Raw genomic sequence first — 16,226 nt, 5'->3', positions numbered from 1 at the left:
CCTAAATCAGGAGATACATCATGAAAGTATTAATCGTACTGACTTCACATGACCAGCTGGGCAATACCGGACGTAAAACAGGTTTCTGGCTGGAAGAGCTGGCGGCGCCTTACTACGCCTTTAAAGAGGCCGGTGCCGAGATCACTTTGGCTTCACCAAAAGGTGGTAACCCGCCGCTGGATCCAAAAAGCAACGAGCCTATGTTTCAGACGGAACTCACCCGCCGCTTTGAAGCCGATGCAGCCGCTACCGCCCAACTGGCCGGGACGATCCGTCTTGACAGCGTATCGCAAGCGGATTACGACACCGTTTTTTATCCGGGAGGCCACGGCCCGCTGTGGGATCTGGCAGAGGATCCTCATTCAATCGCTCTGATTGAATCATTTATCGCCGCAAACAAGCCGGTTGCCCTTGTCTGTCATGCGCCAGGCGTGCTGCGTCATGTGAAAACGCCTGCTGGCAGGCCGCTGGTCGAAGGTAAAAAAGTCACAGGCTTTACCAATACTGAGGAAGAGGCGGTAGGGCTGACGAATGTTGTTCCTTTCCTGGTTGAAGATGAGCTGATCGCTAAAGGCGGTATTTACTCTAAAGGTGAAGACTGGAGCTCTTATGTGGTCAGCGATGGCCTGCTGATTACCGGCCAGAATCCAACATCCTCAGCAGAGACGGCTGCCCTGCTTATCGGGCAGTTTACTCGCTAACCGACAATATCATTGCTGTGACAGCTTTCTGCATTTGTTCCTCTTTGCTGAAGTTGAGGCGTCCTCCCTGTTCATAAGGGAGAGCCACCTGCCCTTTCATCCCAGGGCAGGAACTACGCGGCCCTAAAACAGAATTGCCGCAGCGGTCAGAGCAGATTTTATGACGTGCTGATTAAACATGCGGGCAGCTGAATGCCCACTCTGCGGCACAGGCTGATCAACAGGCCAGTGCTGTCACCACCCTTTTTCAAAAATCAGGCGATTAAGGAAGAAGATTATGATGAAGAAAACATATGCGGCTCTGGCATTAAGTGTTGTTCTGTCTGTCTCCGCGCAGAACGCTTTGGCTGAGCAGGTAAAAAATATTGTTCTGGTGCATGGCGCTTTTGCTGATGGCTCTGGCTGGGGGCCAGTGGCCACACCGGTAAAATACCGCCAGCCAGCGAATCCATCGCGCTAATGAACCGCCCTGTGTTTTCAAAAAATAGTTGCCATATCGTACTGTTAATTTATTAAATGCGGGTTATTGCAGGCGAGTAGTTCCGCCTGACCACCTTAACGTCAGTAAAAACAGAGTGAATAATCAATGAAACGTTTAATATCTTTATCGGTTTCGCTGATGGCGTTACTGCTCACCACCAATGCCGCCTACGCTGACAGAAATGCTTTATGGAATAAGGTGAAAAGTTAACTATCCCGCCTTATTCTTACTATTACAGAAAAGTAACCCTGAATGAGCTAAGCAGTAAAAATCTTTTTAAATCCATAGCAGTGCAGGAACCCAGACGACCGGGGTCTCAGCGGAAGAGATTCAGGATCATGGATGCCAGCTTGCCGGCAAGTAACCGTGGAGCGCCGTTAGCATAACGCTCAGCAGAGCGCGCCGGCGGTTGCGGCGCTAAACAGCATTGACGCCGAAATGTCGCTTTAAGCCCGCTGCACCTTTGGCAGTGATATGTACGCAGCGGCTGCCAACATCCTTTTCTATCCAGCGCTGCTGTTCAAACCAGCTGAGCAAAGCAGCGCCCAGCGCTCCGCCGAGATGATAGCGGCGTTCGCTCCAGTCCAGACAGGCACAGCTGAATTTTCGGCGCAAACCAGAGGGCGGCATCGCTAATCCCAACGTTGTCAGCTCTCTATTCCCTGTCCCGGTGAGTCTGTTGCCATCTACCGTGAGCCAGCCGCGCTCGGTTAGACCCTGATACAGACTAACCGCCACCTCACCGGCCAAATGGTCATAACAGGTTCGGGCACGGCGCAGGTAATCAGGCGTGGTAATACGCGGCGCGGCCTGGCCGCTCCAGGAGATTTCCATCAATCTTTCTAACAGATCGGCAACGGCCACGCTGCTTAAGCGGTAGTAGCGATGCCTCCCCTGTGCCAGGCAAACCACAAACCGTTGCGCGGTGAGTTTCGCCAGATGAGCGCTGGCCGTTGAAGGGGAAATATCCGCCGCGGCGCTCAGTTCAGTTGCCGTCCAGGCGCGTCCATCCATCAATACGCACAGCATACGGGCGCGCGACTTATCTGCCATAACGGCCGCCGTTGCTGCCAACAGATCTTCCGGCTGACAGAGATCCTGCGTGTCCGCATTCTTTTCGCTGCGTAATGCCATATTGTTTTCACCTTTTACCGTGACGCGAGCTGATACATTACTTTCAGAGGGCCCGCACCACCATCTCAAACCCCAACGCCAGCAGGCAAATCAAAAAATAGCGTTTAAACACTGCCGGAGAAATAAAGCGACGCAAACGCTGCCCGGCAAACAGCCCGACCAGCGCCGGGATCACCGCTAAGCCTGATATACCTAAAGAGGCAGAGGGCAATGCCCCATGCCACCATAGCCCAGCGGCCAGAGCCAGCGTCGAACTGGTGAAAGAGATCCCCAGCGCCTGTACCAGCTCATCTTTTTCCAGCCCCAGCGCCTGTAGCCAGGGCACGGCGGGCATAACAAAAACGCCGGTGGCACCGGTCAACAGACCGGTCATGATGCCCACCGGCAGCGAAAAAAGATATTCACCTCGCGGCGAAACGGTAAGGCTGCGCCCGGTCAGCGTCCAGAGCGCATAAACCACCAGCGCCACGCCTAATGCCAGTTGCGTATAATCACTCTGCCCTTTAGCCAGCCATCCGCTGCTCAACAGTGTGGCGCTAACGATCGCCAACTGCATCGGCCACAGCCGCCGGATAAGCGCGCCGCAATGATCGCCGCCGCTTAGCTGAAAAATATTGGTAATAAATGAAGGTAACAGCAGCATCGCGGCGGCAGTGGCCGGAGAAAGCAACGATCCCAGCACGCCCATCGCTACCGTCGGCAGGCCCATGCCGGTTACGCCCTTAACCAGACCCGCTAACAGAAAGGTTGTACCAGCCAGCAGCAGCGTGGCGAAATTAAACTCCATTATGCGGTTCCTTCCCCGGATGCGGTGCCTGCCCGCGCTCGTTTTTACCATAATCACGCATTACAGCTGCAACCCGTAGCCGGTAATGGTTGAAAATATCAACGCGCCCCGCCTGCTGCGCCGCCCGGTGCTCTTCCTGACGCCGCCAGGCGAGAATTGCCTCCTCATCCCGCCACCAGGAGAGAGATAAGATCTTCTCTGGCCGGGTCAGGCTTTGAAAACGTTCGATAGCGATGAATCCATCGATATGCGTGAGCAACGGCTTAAGATCTGCTGCCAGATCAAGATAGCGCTGTCTTTGGGATGGATAAGGTTCGGCTTCAAAAATCACAGCAAACATGGTCGACTCCTTCTGGTTTGGTGATCCAGAGTGCCGCAGGCGCAGGCAGTATGCTTCGCCGGTGAACGAAATATGGGTATCGGTTTTAACGGATCTGGGTAACTCTTCCCTGAGCCGATGCAGAAACGTGTTGAATGGGTGGATAAAAATCATGCAGCAATTTGCCGGGCGCGCAGGCTAACGCAGCAGCAGGCTAAATAACAATGGCTCCGGAACGGAGCCATTGTGGTCTGCATCAGAAGCTGTAGTTAGCGCTTACTGAGAAGTTACGCGGCGCGCCGTAAACCAGATATTGACCCACATAGGTGTCGTAAGATTTATCGAACAGATTGTTCAGATTGGCCTGCACTGACAGCTGCTTAGTGACCTGATAGCGACCAAACAGATTCACCAGCGCATAGCTGCCCTGCTCTGCCCGCCAGGTGCCGTTGCCCTGCGGCCCGGAAACATCCTGCCAGACGTGTGTCTGCCAGTTAACACCGCCGCCCAGCGTTAGCTCTCTTAAGGCTGGCACATTATAAGCGGCAAACAGCTTCAGGCTGGTGCGCGGCAGCATCGGATTAACGGCTGTGCCGTCGCCATCTTCTGCCACGTAACGCGTTGCGCCGAAGGTCATTTGCAGGTTATCCGTGACCGCGCCGTTAACTTCAAACTCAATGCCTTTACTGACGGTGCCCTGCGCGGCGTAATAAGCCTGTTCATTGTTAGTGTTCGGGATCATCAGGCCGGTAGTCTGCGCGACGTTATCCTGCTCAATGCGGAACAGCGCCACTGAGGTGGTCAGGCGGCTGTTCAGCCAGTCCGCTTTTACCCCGGTTTCGTAGTTTTTGCCGGTCACCGGTGCCAGATAGTTGCCGTTAATATCGCGGTTGGTCTGCGGATTAAAGATCGAGGTGTAGCTGGCGTAAGCGGACCAGGTATCATTGATGTCATAAACCAGACCAGCGTAAGGCGTAACGCGATTCTTCGCCAGTTCCTGCGTCAGTGTGCTGGTGCTCCATTTGGTATAGCGCGCGCCCACAATCAGGTTCAGCGGATCGGCCAGCGAAATACGCGTTGCCAGATAGGCTGATTTCTGATGAACCGTATCTGCCTGCGCCAGGCTGAGATCTCCCCAGTTGGTTTCAGGGATATTGCCGTCCCAGTTATTGTAATTGCCGATCTCTTCCGGAGAGAGGTTGCCGAACGCGTTCATATAGCGATTGTTTTGACGGCTGTAGCTTACGCCCGTCATCAGCTCATGCTGACGGCCAAACAGCTGATAAGGCCCGCTGGTAAAGGCGTCGAGCGCATGCACCTTGCGCGTGCCGGTGTTATAGCCGGTGCCGCCGATCAAATCCGGATAGCCTGCATAAGGGCCAATGAGCCGTCCGCTGTTTTTATCCACGAAGCTGTCGATATAAAGCATTTTGCTGTCGAGTTTGGTTTCCGCGTGGGTGCCGTTCAGGGTGAACTGCCAGCCGTTATCGAAGCGCTGTTTCAGCGTGGCGAACACTCTCCTGGATTCCGTATTGCTGTAGGCCCAGTCAGGCGCTGTATTGTCGCTGCGATCGTAGCCGATCTGGCTGCCATCGGTATACCAGCGCGGTAAACCGCCCCAGGTTGGGCTGTCAGCATGATTTTCCTGGTAGTCGTAGCCCACTGATAAAGTAGTGGAATCGGTCAGATCCGCATCCACTACGCCATAGATAAATTTTCTGTCATTGCTGTAGCGATCGAGATAGCTGTTTCGGTCCTGATAGCCGGCGACCACGCGTCCGCGTACGTTGCCTGAATCGGTCAGCGGGGCAGAAAGATCGAGAACATAACGTTGCTTATCCCAGCTGCCGTAGCTGGCAGAGACATTACCGACAAACTCACGGCTGTCGGCGTGTTTACGCACCATATTCACCGAGGCGGACGGGTTACCGGTGCCGCTCATCAGGCCGGTCGCGCCACGCACCACTTCGATACGGTCATACATTGCCGTATCCGAGATGGCATCGCCCAGGTTCCAGCGCTCTTCAAACACGGTTGGAATATCATCAACCATGTAGTTATCGATCATAAATCCGCGCGAATAGAAGGTGCTGCGATCGAGATCGGCGACCTTTTCCGTGACGCCGGTCGTGTTATTCAGCACATCGCCCAGCGACTGTAGTTGCTGATCCTGCATGCGCTGTTTGCTGACAATGCTAACCGATTGCGGAATATCGCGTGCGGTTAAGGTCATTTTGGTGCCCGCCTGGGTGACCGGCACGCTGTAATCGCTTTGCGTTGGGCTATCTTCGCTTTCGGCAGCGGCATCCACCACCAGCGTCTCTTCCTGCGCAGCCGCATACGCCGCGTTACCGTGCAGTGCGATAGCGATCAACGCGGCCAGAAAAGTGATAGCCCGTTTGGCTTTCATGTTTCCGCTAAGGCGGCTTTCCCCGTTATTAACTGAAATCAGACACATTTTTTACCTTCGAGAGTTTTTATTTTTTCCGTTTGCCCGGCCGTATGCGCTTTCTCAATCTGAATAAGGCCTACGCTAAGGCAGTTTTCCCTGAGCCAGTAAATGTCTGGCGCAATATCAATCCCTGTTGGCTTAGCGGATCCAATGAACACGTAAAAAATCATTTCACCACCAGCAATGAGAATGAGAAATTTAATCATTTTCATTACGGATGTAAATGTGTATTACAGAATTGTCTGGAGAGAAGCGGATTAGTAACAGCAAAAGGTAAAGGGGGCGGATTTCGTGGGGGAAACGTTGTTCCCCGATAATCACCGGGGAAACCTTATTAGACTGGGCTGAAACCGCTTTTTACCGGGCGTCTGAAGCTGGACGCTGGCGTGCGGTTAAGCCGCGCAGGAAATAACGCAGAAACTGATCGCCGCATTCGCGGTAGTTTTTGTGATCCGGCGTCCGCATCATGGCGGTAATTTCCGGCATGGAGATGCGGAACTGCTGAGAAGTGAGAATGTCCAGAATATCGTCAGTTTTCAATGCGAAGGCGATGCGCAGCTTTTTAAGAATAATGTTGTTATTCATGCGGCGCTCAACTTTCAGCGGCGTCATACTCTCATCTTTGCCGCGCTTATGATAAATCAGACCGTTCAGGAAGCCGCTCATCAGCACGTCGGGACACACAACAAAGCCCTCTTCTTCCTCTTTCAGCATATAGCTGGCCATCTGCTCAACGGGAATCGCCATATCGGCCAGCGCCAGGATCGCGACCATGTCATTATTGTTGAGCTTTAGCATGTAGCGCAGGCTACGCAGTACGTCATTATTTATCATCGCGATGATTCCTTACCCTTGCGGCATTTAAAGCGGGCAGTATAGCGATCTCTGCGCTGATGACGAGTAAAACTACACGCTTTTGCTCTCAAAGAACGTGGGTAACAGCAGGGATTTGTGCGGGCTGGCAGGGTAAAACAGCCGCCCTGCGGATACAGGCGCGGCCAGGGAAAAGGATTAGTTTTCCAGCTTGTAGTTCAGGGTGATTTCGGCGTTCAGCACCTGTGAAACCGGGCAGCCCGCTTTGGCCTTATTGATGATGTCATCAAAGGCGGCGTTATCAATTCCTGGTAGCTTAATATGGCTGTCGAGAGCAATTTTGGTGATGGCAAAGCCTTCGCCCTGCTTATCCAGCGAAACATCCGCCGTGGTATCAATACTCTGCGGCGTATGGCCCGCCTGGCCCAGCATCATAGAGAGCGCCATTGAGAAGCAGGCGGCATGCGCTGCGCCAATCAGCTCTTCCGGGTTAGTGCCCGGTTGATCTTCAAAGCGGGTATTAAAACCGTACGGTTGCTGGCTCAGCGCGCCGCTTTCAGTAGAGACTGTGCCTTTACCGCGTTTTAGATCGCCTTCCCAGTGTGCCTGACCCTTCTTATGAATCGTCATTTTTCCTCCGGTTTTACTGAAATGTACTATCAGTATAGTTAACCCGCTGCGTATCGCCTGTTGACGGCGGCGCTACTGCCTTGCCATGCGGTGCTAACCCGCGTGCAGCGGGCCTGACGGACGGCAGAAAAAATGTAACTAACAAAGAATGACGGAGGGATAACATGTTTCAGAAAGATGATTTTGTCCAGGCGAAAACCGGCGGCCCCAAAATGCAGGTAATGCGTGTTGAAGGCGAAATGCTCTGGTGCGCCCGCATTGACGATGCGGATAAAAAAGAGATCGAGATCCCAGCCAGTTCGGTTAATCCTTATCATGAAGATGGCGACTTCGGCGTGTGCTGACTATCCGGCAGCCTGAACGATAACGGGCTGCCTTCTTAGCGCCGTGCCGCGACGTTAAAATAAAAAAACTTTTTTACCAGGATGTGGGTATGAGCGTGAAATTACGTCCGCTTGAGCGGGAGGATCTGCACTTTGTGCATCAGCTGGATAACAACGCCAGCGTGATGCGTTACTGGTTCGAGGAGCCGTACGAGGCGTTTGTTGAGCTCTCTGATCTCTATAACAAACATATTCACGATCAGAGCGAGCGCCGCTTTGTGGTGGAAAACGGCGGCGAAAAAGTGGGACTGGTTGAGCTGGTAGAGATCAATCATGTGCATCGGCGCGCCGAGTTCCAGATCATTATCGATCCCCTGCATCAGGGCAAAGGGCTGGCAAGCCAGGCGGCGAAGCTGGCAATGGACTACGGCTTTTCCGTGCTGAATCTGTATAAACTCTACCTGATTGTTGATCAGGAGAATGAAAAGGCGATCCATATTTACAGCAAGCTGGGTTTTGAGATCGAAGGCGTACTACGGCACGAATTTTTTATTAATGGTGAATACCGCAACACTATTCGCATGTGTATTTTCCAGCATCAGTATCTGGAAAGGCATAAAACTCATCCCGGTGCGATGGTAAAACCCACCGCCCAGTAAAAGATAAGCAGCGTGCTGGTTAAGCCTGCACGCTGCAACCGTTAGCGATTTATCAGCCGGCGCGTGCGCCGACCGGGTTGATCACCGGCTGGATCTGGTCGGGGACAATGTTATACATGCCGCCGTAAAACGGATCTACCAGCAGCCAGCCAGGGAAGCCGCCCAGCGGAATATTGCCCAGGATATACCACAGGTTCGCCTTCTCTCTTAACGGCAGCGTTAGCGGAACGTAACCGGGACGCTCCATCATCACCAGATAGCTCTTCTTACCGAAATAGCGGCCGTTAGACTTCTCCAGCACCACGGTTTTCGGGGTCACCCCCTCCGCCACTGCACGTCCGGTTTCATCCTGTACGACAAAGGTTGCCCCCTGCGGAATCGAATCGATTCGCACGCTTTGCGTTTCCGAGCCGACAATAGTGGCGCAGCCGCTGAGCAGCGTTGCCGCCGCCAGCGCCATTAACAGGCGTTTCATACGCTTTCCTGAATTTTACGGTTTGGTACTAGTTTAATCGGCAACGCGTCACTTTTCCTTAGTGCCCGAATTCCTTTCCAGGCACCAGAATGGCAAAGAGCGTTATTGATGTGAGCAGCCACGCGCCAGCGCGGCGATATCCTGCGGCGTGGTACGGCAACAGCCGCCGATAATCTGTGCGCCTGCGTGCTGCCATTCGCTCAGCTTATCCTGCAACGAACAGCCTGCAGGGGCGCTGTGCCAGCTTTTGCTGACCGCATCGTACTGCTCGCCGGAATTGGGATAAACCAGTAGCGGCTTCGGGGTTAAACGGCGCAGCGTAACGAGCGCTGGCGTCACCTTTTCCAGCGCAATGCAGTTAATGCCCAGCGCCACCGCCTGCGGACAATCATTGAGTAATGCTGCCACCGCCGTTAACGGCGTACCGTCGGACAGATGTTCACTGTCGCGCAGGGTAAATGAGAACCAGGCGGGCATGGTGGGGAATTCCGCCAGCAGCGCCACCAGCGCCTCAAGCTCGGCGTAAGAAGGCAGCGTTTCACAGGCCAGCAGATCGATGCCGGAACCGGCCAACGCCTCGACGCGCGGACGATGAAACGCCATCATCTCTTCTTGCGGCAACGCATAGTCGCCGCGATATTCCGCGCCGTTGGCGAGAAAAGCGCCGTAAGGCCCTACCGACCCCGCCACCAGCAGCGGTGCCGCCTGCGGTTGCTGCGCCAGGTAATCGTTGCGCGCGCGCAGTGCCAGCTCAGCGCTGCGGATAATCAGCTCACGTGACTGTAGCTCGCTCAGGCCGCGTGCGGCAAAGCCCTGCGGCGTCGCCTGATAGCTGGCGGTGATGGCGCACTGCGCCCCGGCGGCAAAATAGTCGTAGTGCACCTGATAAATCAGCTGCGGATCTTCCATTAGCACTTTGGCTGACCACAGCGCATCGGCCAGCTGGCATCCGCGCGCCTCCAGCTCCGTTGCCAGCGCGCCATCCAGGATCAGCGTATCGCGACGCTGGAGAAGATCGGCAATGGGATCAAATAGCATGTTCCGTTTCCTTAGCGCTTTCCCGCTTGTTACGTTTTGTTAGCCAGTAAGCACCATAGCAGATCGCCACAAAAGGCAAACCACACCATAGCGCGATGCGCTGTTCCGGATCGAAAGCCAGACCGACACAGGCCAGCAGACAGAGCGCAAAGCCCAGAATCGGCGTCAGCGGAAACCAGGGCGCGCGAAATTGCAGCCCGGAGAGCGGTCGCCCTTCGCGCAGGTATTGACGCCGGAAAGCGTAATGGGATGCACAGATGCTGAGCCAGACCGCTACCACGGCAAAGCCGGAGATAGCGGAAAGCGCCACATAAACGGTATCGGCAGCTACCACGCTGGAGAACAGCGCCAGCAGACCGCCCAGCATACTGGCGCTGATCGCTACCAGCGGAATACCCCGCCGCGTCAGGCGCGAAAAACAGCGCGGCAGCGTGCCTTCATTAGACAATGACCACAGCATGCGCCCTGAGGCATAGAGGCCGGAGTTGGCCGCCGAGAGGATTGCCGTCAGGATAACAAAGTTAAAAATATCCGCCGCCCAGGGGAGACCAATCTTTTCAAACACCAGAACAAACGGGCTTTTCACGATGCCCGCCTGCTCCATCGGGATCAGCGCTGCCAGAATCAGTACGGTACCGATAAAGAAAATAATCAGCCGCGCAACGGTAGTGCGAATCGCCAGCGGCAGCACTTTTTGCGGGTTTTCCGTTTCACCGGCGGCAATGCCAATCAGCTCGGTGCCGGAAAAGGCGAAATTAACCGCCACCATGGTCATCAGGATCGGCAACGCGCCGTGCGGCAGCCAGCCGGAGGCGGTGAGATTATGGAAAAACGGCGCGGGCGTACCATCTTTTAGCGGGATCAGGCCAAATACCGCGCCGCCGCCAAGAACAATAAATGCCAGAATGGTGATCACTTTGATCAGCGAGAACCAGAACTCCCCTTCAGCGAAGAAGCGGGTAGAAATGACATTCAGCAGAAAGATCGCCAGACAAAAAACCAGGCACCAGAGCCAGACCGGCGTTTGTGGAAACCAGTACTGCATACAGAAGCCAGCCGCCGTCAGGCTGGAACCCAGCGCGACGGTCCAGGTCAGCCAGTAGAGCCAGGCGACGGTATAACCGGTAGCAGGACTCAGGTAGCGGGAAGCATAAACGTGGAAAGCGCCGGTTTCCGGCATCGCCACTGAGAGCTCGCCCAGCGACTGCATCACCAGCCAGACCACCAGCGCGCCGATCAGGTACGCCAGTAGCGTTCCTGCCGCACCGGTAGTGGAAATGATATAGCCGGTATTGAAAAACAGACCGGTGCCAATCACACCGCCCAGGGAAAGCATCACCAGATGGCGCGCTTTCATACTGCGTTTAAATTGTCCGCCTTGCGGCTGTTCTGACTGCATGGTCTCTTATCCATATGGACGTCTAAACTTCTAAATGTGGCAAAGTTTATACCTGTCCATGCAGCAGAATGCAACGTAGCAAACGCGATAGCTTAACGCCCTGACGGAAAGACGTTAATCGAACATACTCTGTAAATAGCGTTCCAGCGCGGCGCGCGAGCTAAAACCGTGCGGAATGCCGTAGTGATCCTGAGTATCACCCACAAGGTACATCGGGAAGCGCGTGTAGTGATCGCAGGTCTTGATATCTGACGCCGGGTCCGCATAATTCAGGCTTTTTTCTTTCAGCGTCGGATGAATGACCAGTGCGGTTCGCCCCAGGCGCGCTTCGCGGTTGACGTAAACATAGTTTTCGCCACGACGGTAGCCATAGGTTTTCGGCGTCACGGTATCCATTTCAAAGCCAGCTTTTTCCAGAACGCGTGCCACCTCATCTGGTCGTAAATACATGCTTGATCCTCTCAATCTTATAAAGCTTCGCAACCTTACATCAGCGCAGCAGCCAGGGACATTCAGAATTATCCAGAAAGTCCGCTGCCGCAGACCATTAGCGCTGCGCTTACAGGGAATGGTCTACACTAAGTATTACGTTATTCAGCAAAGGGAGAGGAAAAATGTCTAAACAAACGGTAAAAAATGACGAATTAGACGTGCATCAGGATGTTTCTGTACTGGCGGATGCGCTGGACGATTTACTCAAATCCTACGGCAGCAAAACCAAAGAGGATATTGAGGAGGCGCGTAGCAAAGCAGAAGCGCTGCTGAAAGAGACCCGCGCTAAAATTCATGGGCGTAGCCGCGTACGTCAGGCTGCGCGCGACGCAGGCCAGCAGGTTGATACCTGGATTCATGATAAGCCCTGGCACGGTGCAGGCGTTGGTGCGGCTATCGGTATCTTTATCGGCGCGCTGCTGGCTTCCCGTCGCTAACCACCCCGCTCTGCATTCTCTCCCCGCCACGTGCGGGGATTTTTTTGTCTGAAAATTTTTTTCCAGCGCTGACGCGCCCTGCGCCACGATTTGCCGTTAGGCCTGAAATCTCCATGGTTGAAAATCAAAAACGCTACATCTAGTATTCAGATCACCAGATAAACACAATACCTTGTAATTGCGACGCAGCAGGCTTGTCGTGTGGCGCATAATGTAGCACAGGGTTTCAGGACGCATAAAGGAAATACGAATCATGCTCATTACTATTTACACCAAAAACAACTGCATGCAGTGCACCGCCACCAAAAACATGATGGATAAACTGGGGTTGACCTGGCAGTTGATTAATCTGGACGACGAGCCTAACGCTATCGAGAACCTGAAAGCGCTGGGCTACCGTCAACTACCGGTTGTGATGGCCGATGGTGAACACTGGAGCGGTTTCCGCCCCGATAAGTTGATGCGGCTGGCGCAGCCGCAGCAGGCGCTGGGGTGATCGCATGCTGGTCTACTTCTCCAGCCAGTCGGAAAACACCCACCGGTTCGTTACCCGGCTTGGCCTGCCGTCGCGCCGCATTCCGTTAGATAAAGCGCAACGCCTGCAGGTAGATCGGCCTTTTATTCTGGTGGTGCCCAGCTACGGCGGCGGCAGCGCGCGCGGCGCGGTACCCGCTCAGGTTATTCAGTTTCTTAATGATGCCGCCAATCGTCGGCTGTTGCGCGGCGTGATTGCCGCAGGCAACCGCAACTTCGGCGCGGGCTTTTGCCTGGCCGGCGACATCATTGCGCAAAAATGTCAGGTTCCCTACCTTTACCGCTTCGAGCTAATGGGAACCCCTGACGATATCGCCAACGTTAAAGCGGGAGTGACTCAATTTTGGCAACAACAGACAGCCCACAGCTAGCACCCGATTATCATGCGCTGAACGCCATGCTCAATCTTTATGATGAGCAGGGAAATATCCAGTTTGATAAAGATCGTGAGGCGGCGCGCCAGTTCTGGCTGCAGCAGGTGATCCCCAACAGCGTGTCTTTTGACTCGCTGAAGGCACGGCTGCAGTATCTGGTGGCGGAAGGCTACTACGAAGCGGACGTGCTGAACGCTTATCCCTTTGAATTTGTCTGCCAGCTGTTTGAGCGGGCGGCGGGTTGGGGCTTTCGCTTTGACACCTTTTTAGGCGCCTGGAAATTTTTTACCAGCTATGCGCTCAAAACGTTCGACGGCAAACGCTACCTCGAAGATTTTCCCGATCGCGTCTGTATGGTGGCGCTGACGCTGGCGCAGGGCGACAGCGAATTAGCCACGGCGCTGATGGAAGAGATGCTTTCCGGCCGCTTTCAACCGGCAACGCCAACGTTTCTTAACTGCGGCAAGCAGCAGCGCGGCGAGCTGGTCTCCTGCTTTTTATTGCGCATCGAAGACAATATGGAGTCGATTGGTCGCGCGGTAAATTCCGCGCTGCAGCTGTCAAAACGCGGCGGCGGCGTGTCTTTCCTGCTCTCTAACCTGCGTGAAGCGGGCGCGCCGATCAAGCGTATTGAAAATCAGTCTTCCGGCGTGATCCCGGTAATGAAAATGCTGGAAGATGCCTTTTCCTACGCCAATCAGCTGGGAGCGCGCCAGGGTGCAGGTGCAGTTTATCTGCATGCCCATCATCCCGATATTTTGCGCTTTCTTGATACCAAACGGGAAAATGCGGATGAGAAGATCCGTATCAAAACGTTGTCGCTCGGCGTGGTGATCCCGGATGTTACCTTCCGTCTGGCGAAAGAGAATCAACCTATGGCCCTTTTCTCGCCGTATGACGTGGAGCGCTTGTATGGTCAGGCGTTTGCCGATATCAGCGTCAGCGAGAAATATGATGAGATGCTGGCGGACGAGCGTATCCGTAAAACCTTTATCGATGCGCGCGAGTTTTTTCAGACGCTGGCGGAAATCCAGTTCGAATCAGGTTATCCCTATCTGATGTTCGAGGATACGGTTAACCGCGCCAACCCGGTGCAGGGCCGCATCAATATGAGCAATCTCTGCTCGGAGATCCTGCAGGTGAATAGCCCTTCCAGCTACCATGACGATCTCAGCTATCGCCATATCGGGAAGGATATCTCCTGTAATCTCGGCTCGTTAAATATTGCCCACGCGATGGATTCCGGCAATCTGGCGCGTACCGTTGAGATCGCGGTGCGCGGCCTGAGCGCCGTATCCGATATGAGCCATATTCACTCGGTGCCTTCAATAGAGCATGGCAACGCACAATCACATGCCATTGGCCTTGGACAGATGAACCTGCACGGTTATCTGGCGCGGGAAGGGATCGCTTACGGTTCGCCGGAGGCGCTGGATTTTACCAACCTCTATTTTTACTGCATCACTTACCATGCGTTGCGCACGTCAAACCAGCTGGCGCGGGAGAGAAAGCAGCGCTTTGCCGGTTTTGAACAGTCGCGCTACGCCAGCGGCGACTATTTTACCCGCTACACTGAGCAGGCCTGGCTACCGCGTACCGGGCGCATTGCCCGGCTGTTTGCCGGGGCGGGCATCGCCCTGCCGACCCAGGCGGACTGGATAGCATTGCGGGAAGCGGTGATGCGCGACGGCCTCTACAACCAAAATCTGCAGGCGATCCCGCCAACCGGATCGATCTCTTATATCAATCACGCCACGTCGAGCATTCATCCCATCGTCTCGCGCATCGAAATCCGTAAGGAGGGCAAGACCGGACGCGTTTACTATCCGGCTCCCTTCCTGACCAATGAAAATTTCGCGCAATGGCAGGATGCGTATGAGATTGGCCCGGAGGCGATTATCGATACCTACGCGGAAGCGACCCGCCATGTCGATCAGGGGCTGTCGCTGACGCTGTTCTTCCGCGATAACGTTACCACGCGCGATATTAACCGCGCCCAGATCTACGCATGGAAGAAAGGGATTAAAACCCTTTATTACATTCGCCTGCGGCAGATGGCGCTGGAAGGCACTGAGGTGCAGGGTTGCGTTTCCTGCTCGCTATAAACTGAATTGATGGATCGAGTTATGCAAAACCTTAAGCGCATCCAGGCGATAAACTGGAACCGCATCGAAGATGAGAAAGATTTGGAGGTCTGGAACCGCCTGACCAGCAATTTCTGGCTGCCGGAAAAGGTGCCGCTTTCTAACGACTTACAGGCATGGAATAGCCTGAGCAAAACGGAGCAGCAGCTGACTATCCGCGTTTTTACCGGCCTGACGCTACTGGACACCCTGCAAAACAGCGTCGGCGCGCCTGCGTTGATGGTTGATGCGCTAACGCCGCACGAAGAGGCGGTGATGTCCAATATCAGCTTTATGGAAGCGGTACATGCGCGCTCTTACAGCTCGATTTTCTCTACGCTTTGTCCGGTTAACGAAGTGGATGCCGCCTATAGCTGGAGCGAAAGCTGCGGCCCGTTGCAGAATAAAGCCGATCTGATCCACCAGCACTACTGCGCCGACGATCCGCTGAAAAAGAAGATCGCCAGCGTCTTTCTTGAGTCGTTTCTTTTCTATTCCGGTTTCTGGCTGCCGATGTACTGGTCAAGCCGTGGCAAGCTCACGAATACCGCCGACCTTATCCGCCTGATTATTCGTGATGAAGCGGTGCATGGCTACTATATTGGCTATAAGTACCAGAAAGCACTGGAAAAAGTCGATCCGGTCCGCCGTGATGCGCTGCAGCAGTTCGCCGTTGAGCTGCTGATGGCGCTGTATGACAACGAGCTGGCTTACACCGAGGCGTTATATGGCGAAACGCCGTGGCTGGAGGAGGTCAAAGCCTTCCTGCACTATAACGCCAATAAGGCGCTAATGAATTTGGGTTATGAGGCGCTGTTCCCGGCAGAAATGACCCAGGTTAACCCGGCGATTTTAAGCGCGCTGTCACCAAATGCTGATGAGAATCACGATTTCTTTTCCGGCTCCGGCTCCTCATATGTAATGGGCAAAGCGGTGGATACCGAAGATGAAGACTGGGACTTTTAAATAACGTTTGGGCGCACCTTCGCGCCCTTTTCTTCTTTAATGCTTCAGCCATTAAAATAACGCTTATTTCCCTGCAAACTTTCGCTATA

Annotated in this window: 19 protein-coding genes; 9 read left to right on the top strand and 10 right to left on the bottom strand. The window is 54.3% G+C overall.

Features of this window, described 5'->3' with window-relative positions:
• Positions 1-20 precede the first annotated feature (20 nt).
• Together B1H58_RS12040 and B1H58_RS12035 are read left to right on the top strand one after the other, a co-directional pair.
• On the top strand, positions 21-701 hold the full coding sequence (locus B1H58_RS12040) for a type 1 glutamine amidotransferase domain-containing protein (RefSeq protein ID WP_085070591.1): 681 nt from the start codon (positions 21-23) through the stop codon (positions 699-701).
• 277 nt (positions 702-978) lie between these two features.
• Positions 979-1,161 carry a hypothetical protein gene (locus B1H58_RS12035; protein WP_237172374.1) on the top strand — a complete coding sequence of 61 codons (183 nt, stop codon included), beginning with the start codon at positions 979-981 and terminating at the stop codon, positions 1,159-1,161.
• A 438-nt stretch (positions 1,162-1,599) separates the two neighbouring features.
• Here the strand turns inward: B1H58_RS12035 and B1H58_RS12030 are convergent, their stop codons facing one another.
• The 6 genes from B1H58_RS12030 to B1H58_RS12000 form a co-directional block, all read right to left on the bottom strand.
• A complete protein-coding gene (locus tag B1H58_RS12030) occupies positions 1,600-2,316 on the bottom strand; it encodes an ArsR/SmtB family transcription factor (protein WP_085070589.1) in 717 nt (238 codons plus the stop codon).
• Positions 2,317-2,359: 43 nt separating this feature from the next.
• A complete protein-coding gene (locus B1H58_RS12025) occupies positions 2,360-3,103 on the bottom strand; it encodes a sulfite exporter TauE/SafE family protein (RefSeq protein ID WP_085070588.1) in 744 nt (247 codons plus the stop codon).
• The gene (locus tag B1H58_RS12020) at positions 3,093-3,443 is read right to left on the bottom strand and encodes an antibiotic biosynthesis monooxygenase family protein (protein WP_085070586.1); all 351 of its coding nucleotides are present in this window, start codon (positions 3,441-3,443) and stop codon (positions 3,093-3,095) included. The genes B1H58_RS12025 and B1H58_RS12020 overlap by 11 nt, the downstream gene beginning before the upstream one ends.
• Before the next feature lie 235 nt (positions 3,444-3,678).
• On the bottom strand, positions 3,679-5,832 hold the full coding sequence (fhuE, locus tag B1H58_RS12015) for a ferric-rhodotorulic acid/ferric-coprogen receptor FhuE (protein ID WP_237172371.1): 2,154 nt from the start codon (positions 5,830-5,832) through the stop codon (positions 3,679-3,681).
• Between the two features lie 399 nt (positions 5,833-6,231).
• On the bottom strand, positions 6,232-6,708 hold the full coding sequence (locus B1H58_RS12005) for a YehS family protein (protein ID WP_085070580.1): 477 nt from the start codon (positions 6,706-6,708) through the stop codon (positions 6,232-6,234).
• A 177-nt stretch (positions 6,709-6,885) separates the two neighbouring features.
• Positions 6,886-7,317, bottom strand: coding sequence for an OsmC family protein (locus B1H58_RS12000; protein ID WP_085070578.1), 432 nt, complete (start codon positions 7,315-7,317; stop codon positions 6,886-6,888).
• A 164-nt stretch (positions 7,318-7,481) separates the two neighbouring features.
• Here B1H58_RS12000 and B1H58_RS11995 point away from each other — a divergent pair, with 164 nt between their 5' ends.
• Together B1H58_RS11995 and speG are read left to right on the top strand one after the other, a co-directional pair.
• A complete protein-coding gene (locus B1H58_RS11995; RefSeq protein ID WP_085070576.1) occupies positions 7,482-7,661 on the top strand; it encodes a DUF2158 domain-containing protein in 180 nt (59 codons plus the stop codon).
• Between the two features lie 89 nt (positions 7,662-7,750).
• Positions 7,751-8,299, top strand: coding sequence for a spermidine N1-acetyltransferase (gene speG, locus B1H58_RS11990; RefSeq protein WP_085070574.1), 549 nt, complete (start codon positions 7,751-7,753; stop codon positions 8,297-8,299).
• A gap of 52 nt (positions 8,300-8,351) precedes the next feature.
• Here speG and B1H58_RS11985 read toward each other — a convergent pair whose 3' ends face one another.
• From B1H58_RS11985 to B1H58_RS11970, 4 genes are all read right to left on the bottom strand, one after another.
• Entirely contained in the window at positions 8,352-8,774 is a 423-nt protein-coding gene (locus B1H58_RS11985; RefSeq protein WP_085070572.1) for a hypothetical protein, read from the bottom strand.
• Between the two features lie 102 nt (positions 8,775-8,876).
• Positions 8,877-9,812, bottom strand: coding sequence for a homocysteine S-methyltransferase (gene mmuM / locus B1H58_RS11980; protein WP_085070570.1), 936 nt, complete (start codon positions 9,810-9,812; stop codon positions 8,877-8,879).
• On the bottom strand, positions 9,802-11,211 hold the full coding sequence (gene mmuP / locus B1H58_RS11975; protein WP_085070568.1) for an S-methylmethionine permease: 1,410 nt from the start codon (positions 11,209-11,211) through the stop codon (positions 9,802-9,804). The genes mmuM and mmuP overlap by 11 nt, the downstream gene beginning before the upstream one ends.
• A 114-nt stretch (positions 11,212-11,325) precedes the next feature.
• Entirely contained in the window at positions 11,326-11,661 is a 336-nt protein-coding gene (locus B1H58_RS11970; protein ID WP_085070567.1) for a DUF2002 family protein, read from the bottom strand.
• 164 nt (positions 11,662-11,825) lie between these two features.
• On the opposite strand from B1H58_RS11970, the gene B1H58_RS11965 reads away from it, so the two are divergent.
• From B1H58_RS11965 to nrdF, 5 genes are all read left to right on the top strand, one after another.
• Positions 11,826-12,140, top strand: coding sequence for a DUF883 family protein (locus B1H58_RS11965; RefSeq protein WP_085070566.1), 315 nt, complete (start codon positions 11,826-11,828; stop codon positions 12,138-12,140).
• A 253-nt stretch (positions 12,141-12,393) separates the two neighbouring features.
• A complete protein-coding gene (gene nrdH, locus B1H58_RS11960) occupies positions 12,394-12,636 on the top strand; it encodes a glutaredoxin-like protein NrdH (RefSeq protein ID WP_085070565.1) in 243 nt (80 codons plus the stop codon).
• Between the two features lie 4 nt (positions 12,637-12,640).
• Complete coding sequence (gene nrdI, locus B1H58_RS11955; RefSeq protein WP_085070564.1) at positions 12,641-13,045, top strand: class Ib ribonucleoside-diphosphate reductase assembly flavoprotein NrdI; 405 nt, start codon at positions 12,641-12,643, stop codon at positions 13,043-13,045.
• On the top strand, positions 13,018-15,153 hold the full coding sequence (nrdE, locus tag B1H58_RS11950; RefSeq protein WP_085070562.1) for a class 1b ribonucleoside-diphosphate reductase subunit alpha: 2,136 nt from the start codon (positions 13,018-13,020) through the stop codon (positions 15,151-15,153). The genes nrdI and nrdE overlap by 28 nt, the downstream gene beginning before the upstream one ends.
• Before the next feature lie 21 nt (positions 15,154-15,174).
• On the top strand, positions 15,175-16,137 hold the full coding sequence (gene nrdF / locus B1H58_RS11945; protein WP_157130171.1) for a class 1b ribonucleoside-diphosphate reductase subunit beta: 963 nt from the start codon (positions 15,175-15,177) through the stop codon (positions 16,135-16,137).
• Positions 16,138-16,226 lie beyond the last annotated feature (89 nt).

This window comes from Pantoea alhagi (assembly GCF_002101395.1).
Lineage (GTDB): Bacteria > Pseudomonadota > Gammaproteobacteria > Enterobacterales > Enterobacteriaceae > Mixta > Mixta alhagi.
This window is presented reverse-complemented; position numbering and strand designations above follow the sequence as displayed.

Excerpts from the sequence above, each read along its gene's own strand:
- fhuE (WP_237172371.1), bottom strand. The coding sequence starts at position 5,832 with ATGAAAGCCAAACGGGCTATCACTTTTCTGGCCGCGTTGATCGCTATC.
- B1H58_RS12025 (WP_085070588.1), bottom strand. The coding sequence starts at position 3,103 with ATGGAGTTTAATTTCGCCACGCTGCTGCTGGCTGGTACAACCTTTCTG.
- mmuP (WP_085070568.1), bottom strand. The coding sequence starts at position 11,211 with ATGCAGTCAGAACAGCCGCAAGGCGGACAATTTAAACGCAGTATGAAA.
- B1H58_RS12005 (WP_085070580.1), bottom strand. The coding sequence starts at position 6,708 with ATGATAAATAATGACGTACTGCGTAGCCTGCGCTACATGCTAAAGCTC.
- B1H58_RS12020 (WP_085070586.1), bottom strand. The coding sequence starts at position 3,443 with ATGTTTGCTGTGATTTTTGAAGCCGAACCTTATCCATCCCAAAGACAG.
- speG (WP_085070574.1), top strand. The coding sequence starts at position 7,751 with ATGAGCGTGAAATTACGTCCGCTTGAGCGGGAGGATCTGCACTTTGTG.
- B1H58_RS12030 (WP_085070589.1), bottom strand. The coding sequence starts at position 2,316 with ATGGCATTACGCAGCGAAAAGAATGCGGACACGCAGGATCTCTGTCAG.
- B1H58_RS11965 (WP_085070566.1), top strand. The coding sequence starts at position 11,826 with ATGTCTAAACAAACGGTAAAAAATGACGAATTAGACGTGCATCAGGAT.
- mmuM (WP_085070570.1), bottom strand. The coding sequence starts at position 9,812 with ATGCTATTTGATCCCATTGCCGATCTTCTCCAGCGTCGCGATACGCTG.
- B1H58_RS11970 (WP_085070567.1), bottom strand. The coding sequence starts at position 11,661 with ATGTATTTACGACCAGATGAGGTGGCACGCGTTCTGGAAAAAGCTGGC.
- nrdF (WP_157130171.1), top strand. The coding sequence starts at position 15,175 with ATGCAAAACCTTAAGCGCATCCAGGCGATAAACTGGAACCGCATCGAA.
- B1H58_RS11995 (WP_085070576.1), top strand. The coding sequence starts at position 7,482 with ATGTTTCAGAAAGATGATTTTGTCCAGGCGAAAACCGGCGGCCCCAAA.
- nrdI (WP_085070564.1), top strand. The coding sequence starts at position 12,641 with ATGCTGGTCTACTTCTCCAGCCAGTCGGAAAACACCCACCGGTTCGTT.
- nrdH (WP_085070565.1), top strand. The coding sequence starts at position 12,394 with ATGCTCATTACTATTTACACCAAAAACAACTGCATGCAGTGCACCGCC.
- B1H58_RS12035 (WP_237172374.1), top strand. The coding sequence starts at position 979 with ATGATGAAGAAAACATATGCGGCTCTGGCATTAAGTGTTGTTCTGTCT.
- B1H58_RS12040 (WP_085070591.1), top strand. The coding sequence starts at position 21 with ATGAAAGTATTAATCGTACTGACTTCACATGACCAGCTGGGCAATACC.
- B1H58_RS12000 (WP_085070578.1), bottom strand. The coding sequence starts at position 7,317 with ATGACGATTCATAAGAAGGGTCAGGCACACTGGGAAGGCGATCTAAAA.
- B1H58_RS11985 (WP_085070572.1), bottom strand. The coding sequence starts at position 8,774 with ATGAAACGCCTGTTAATGGCGCTGGCGGCGGCAACGCTGCTCAGCGGC.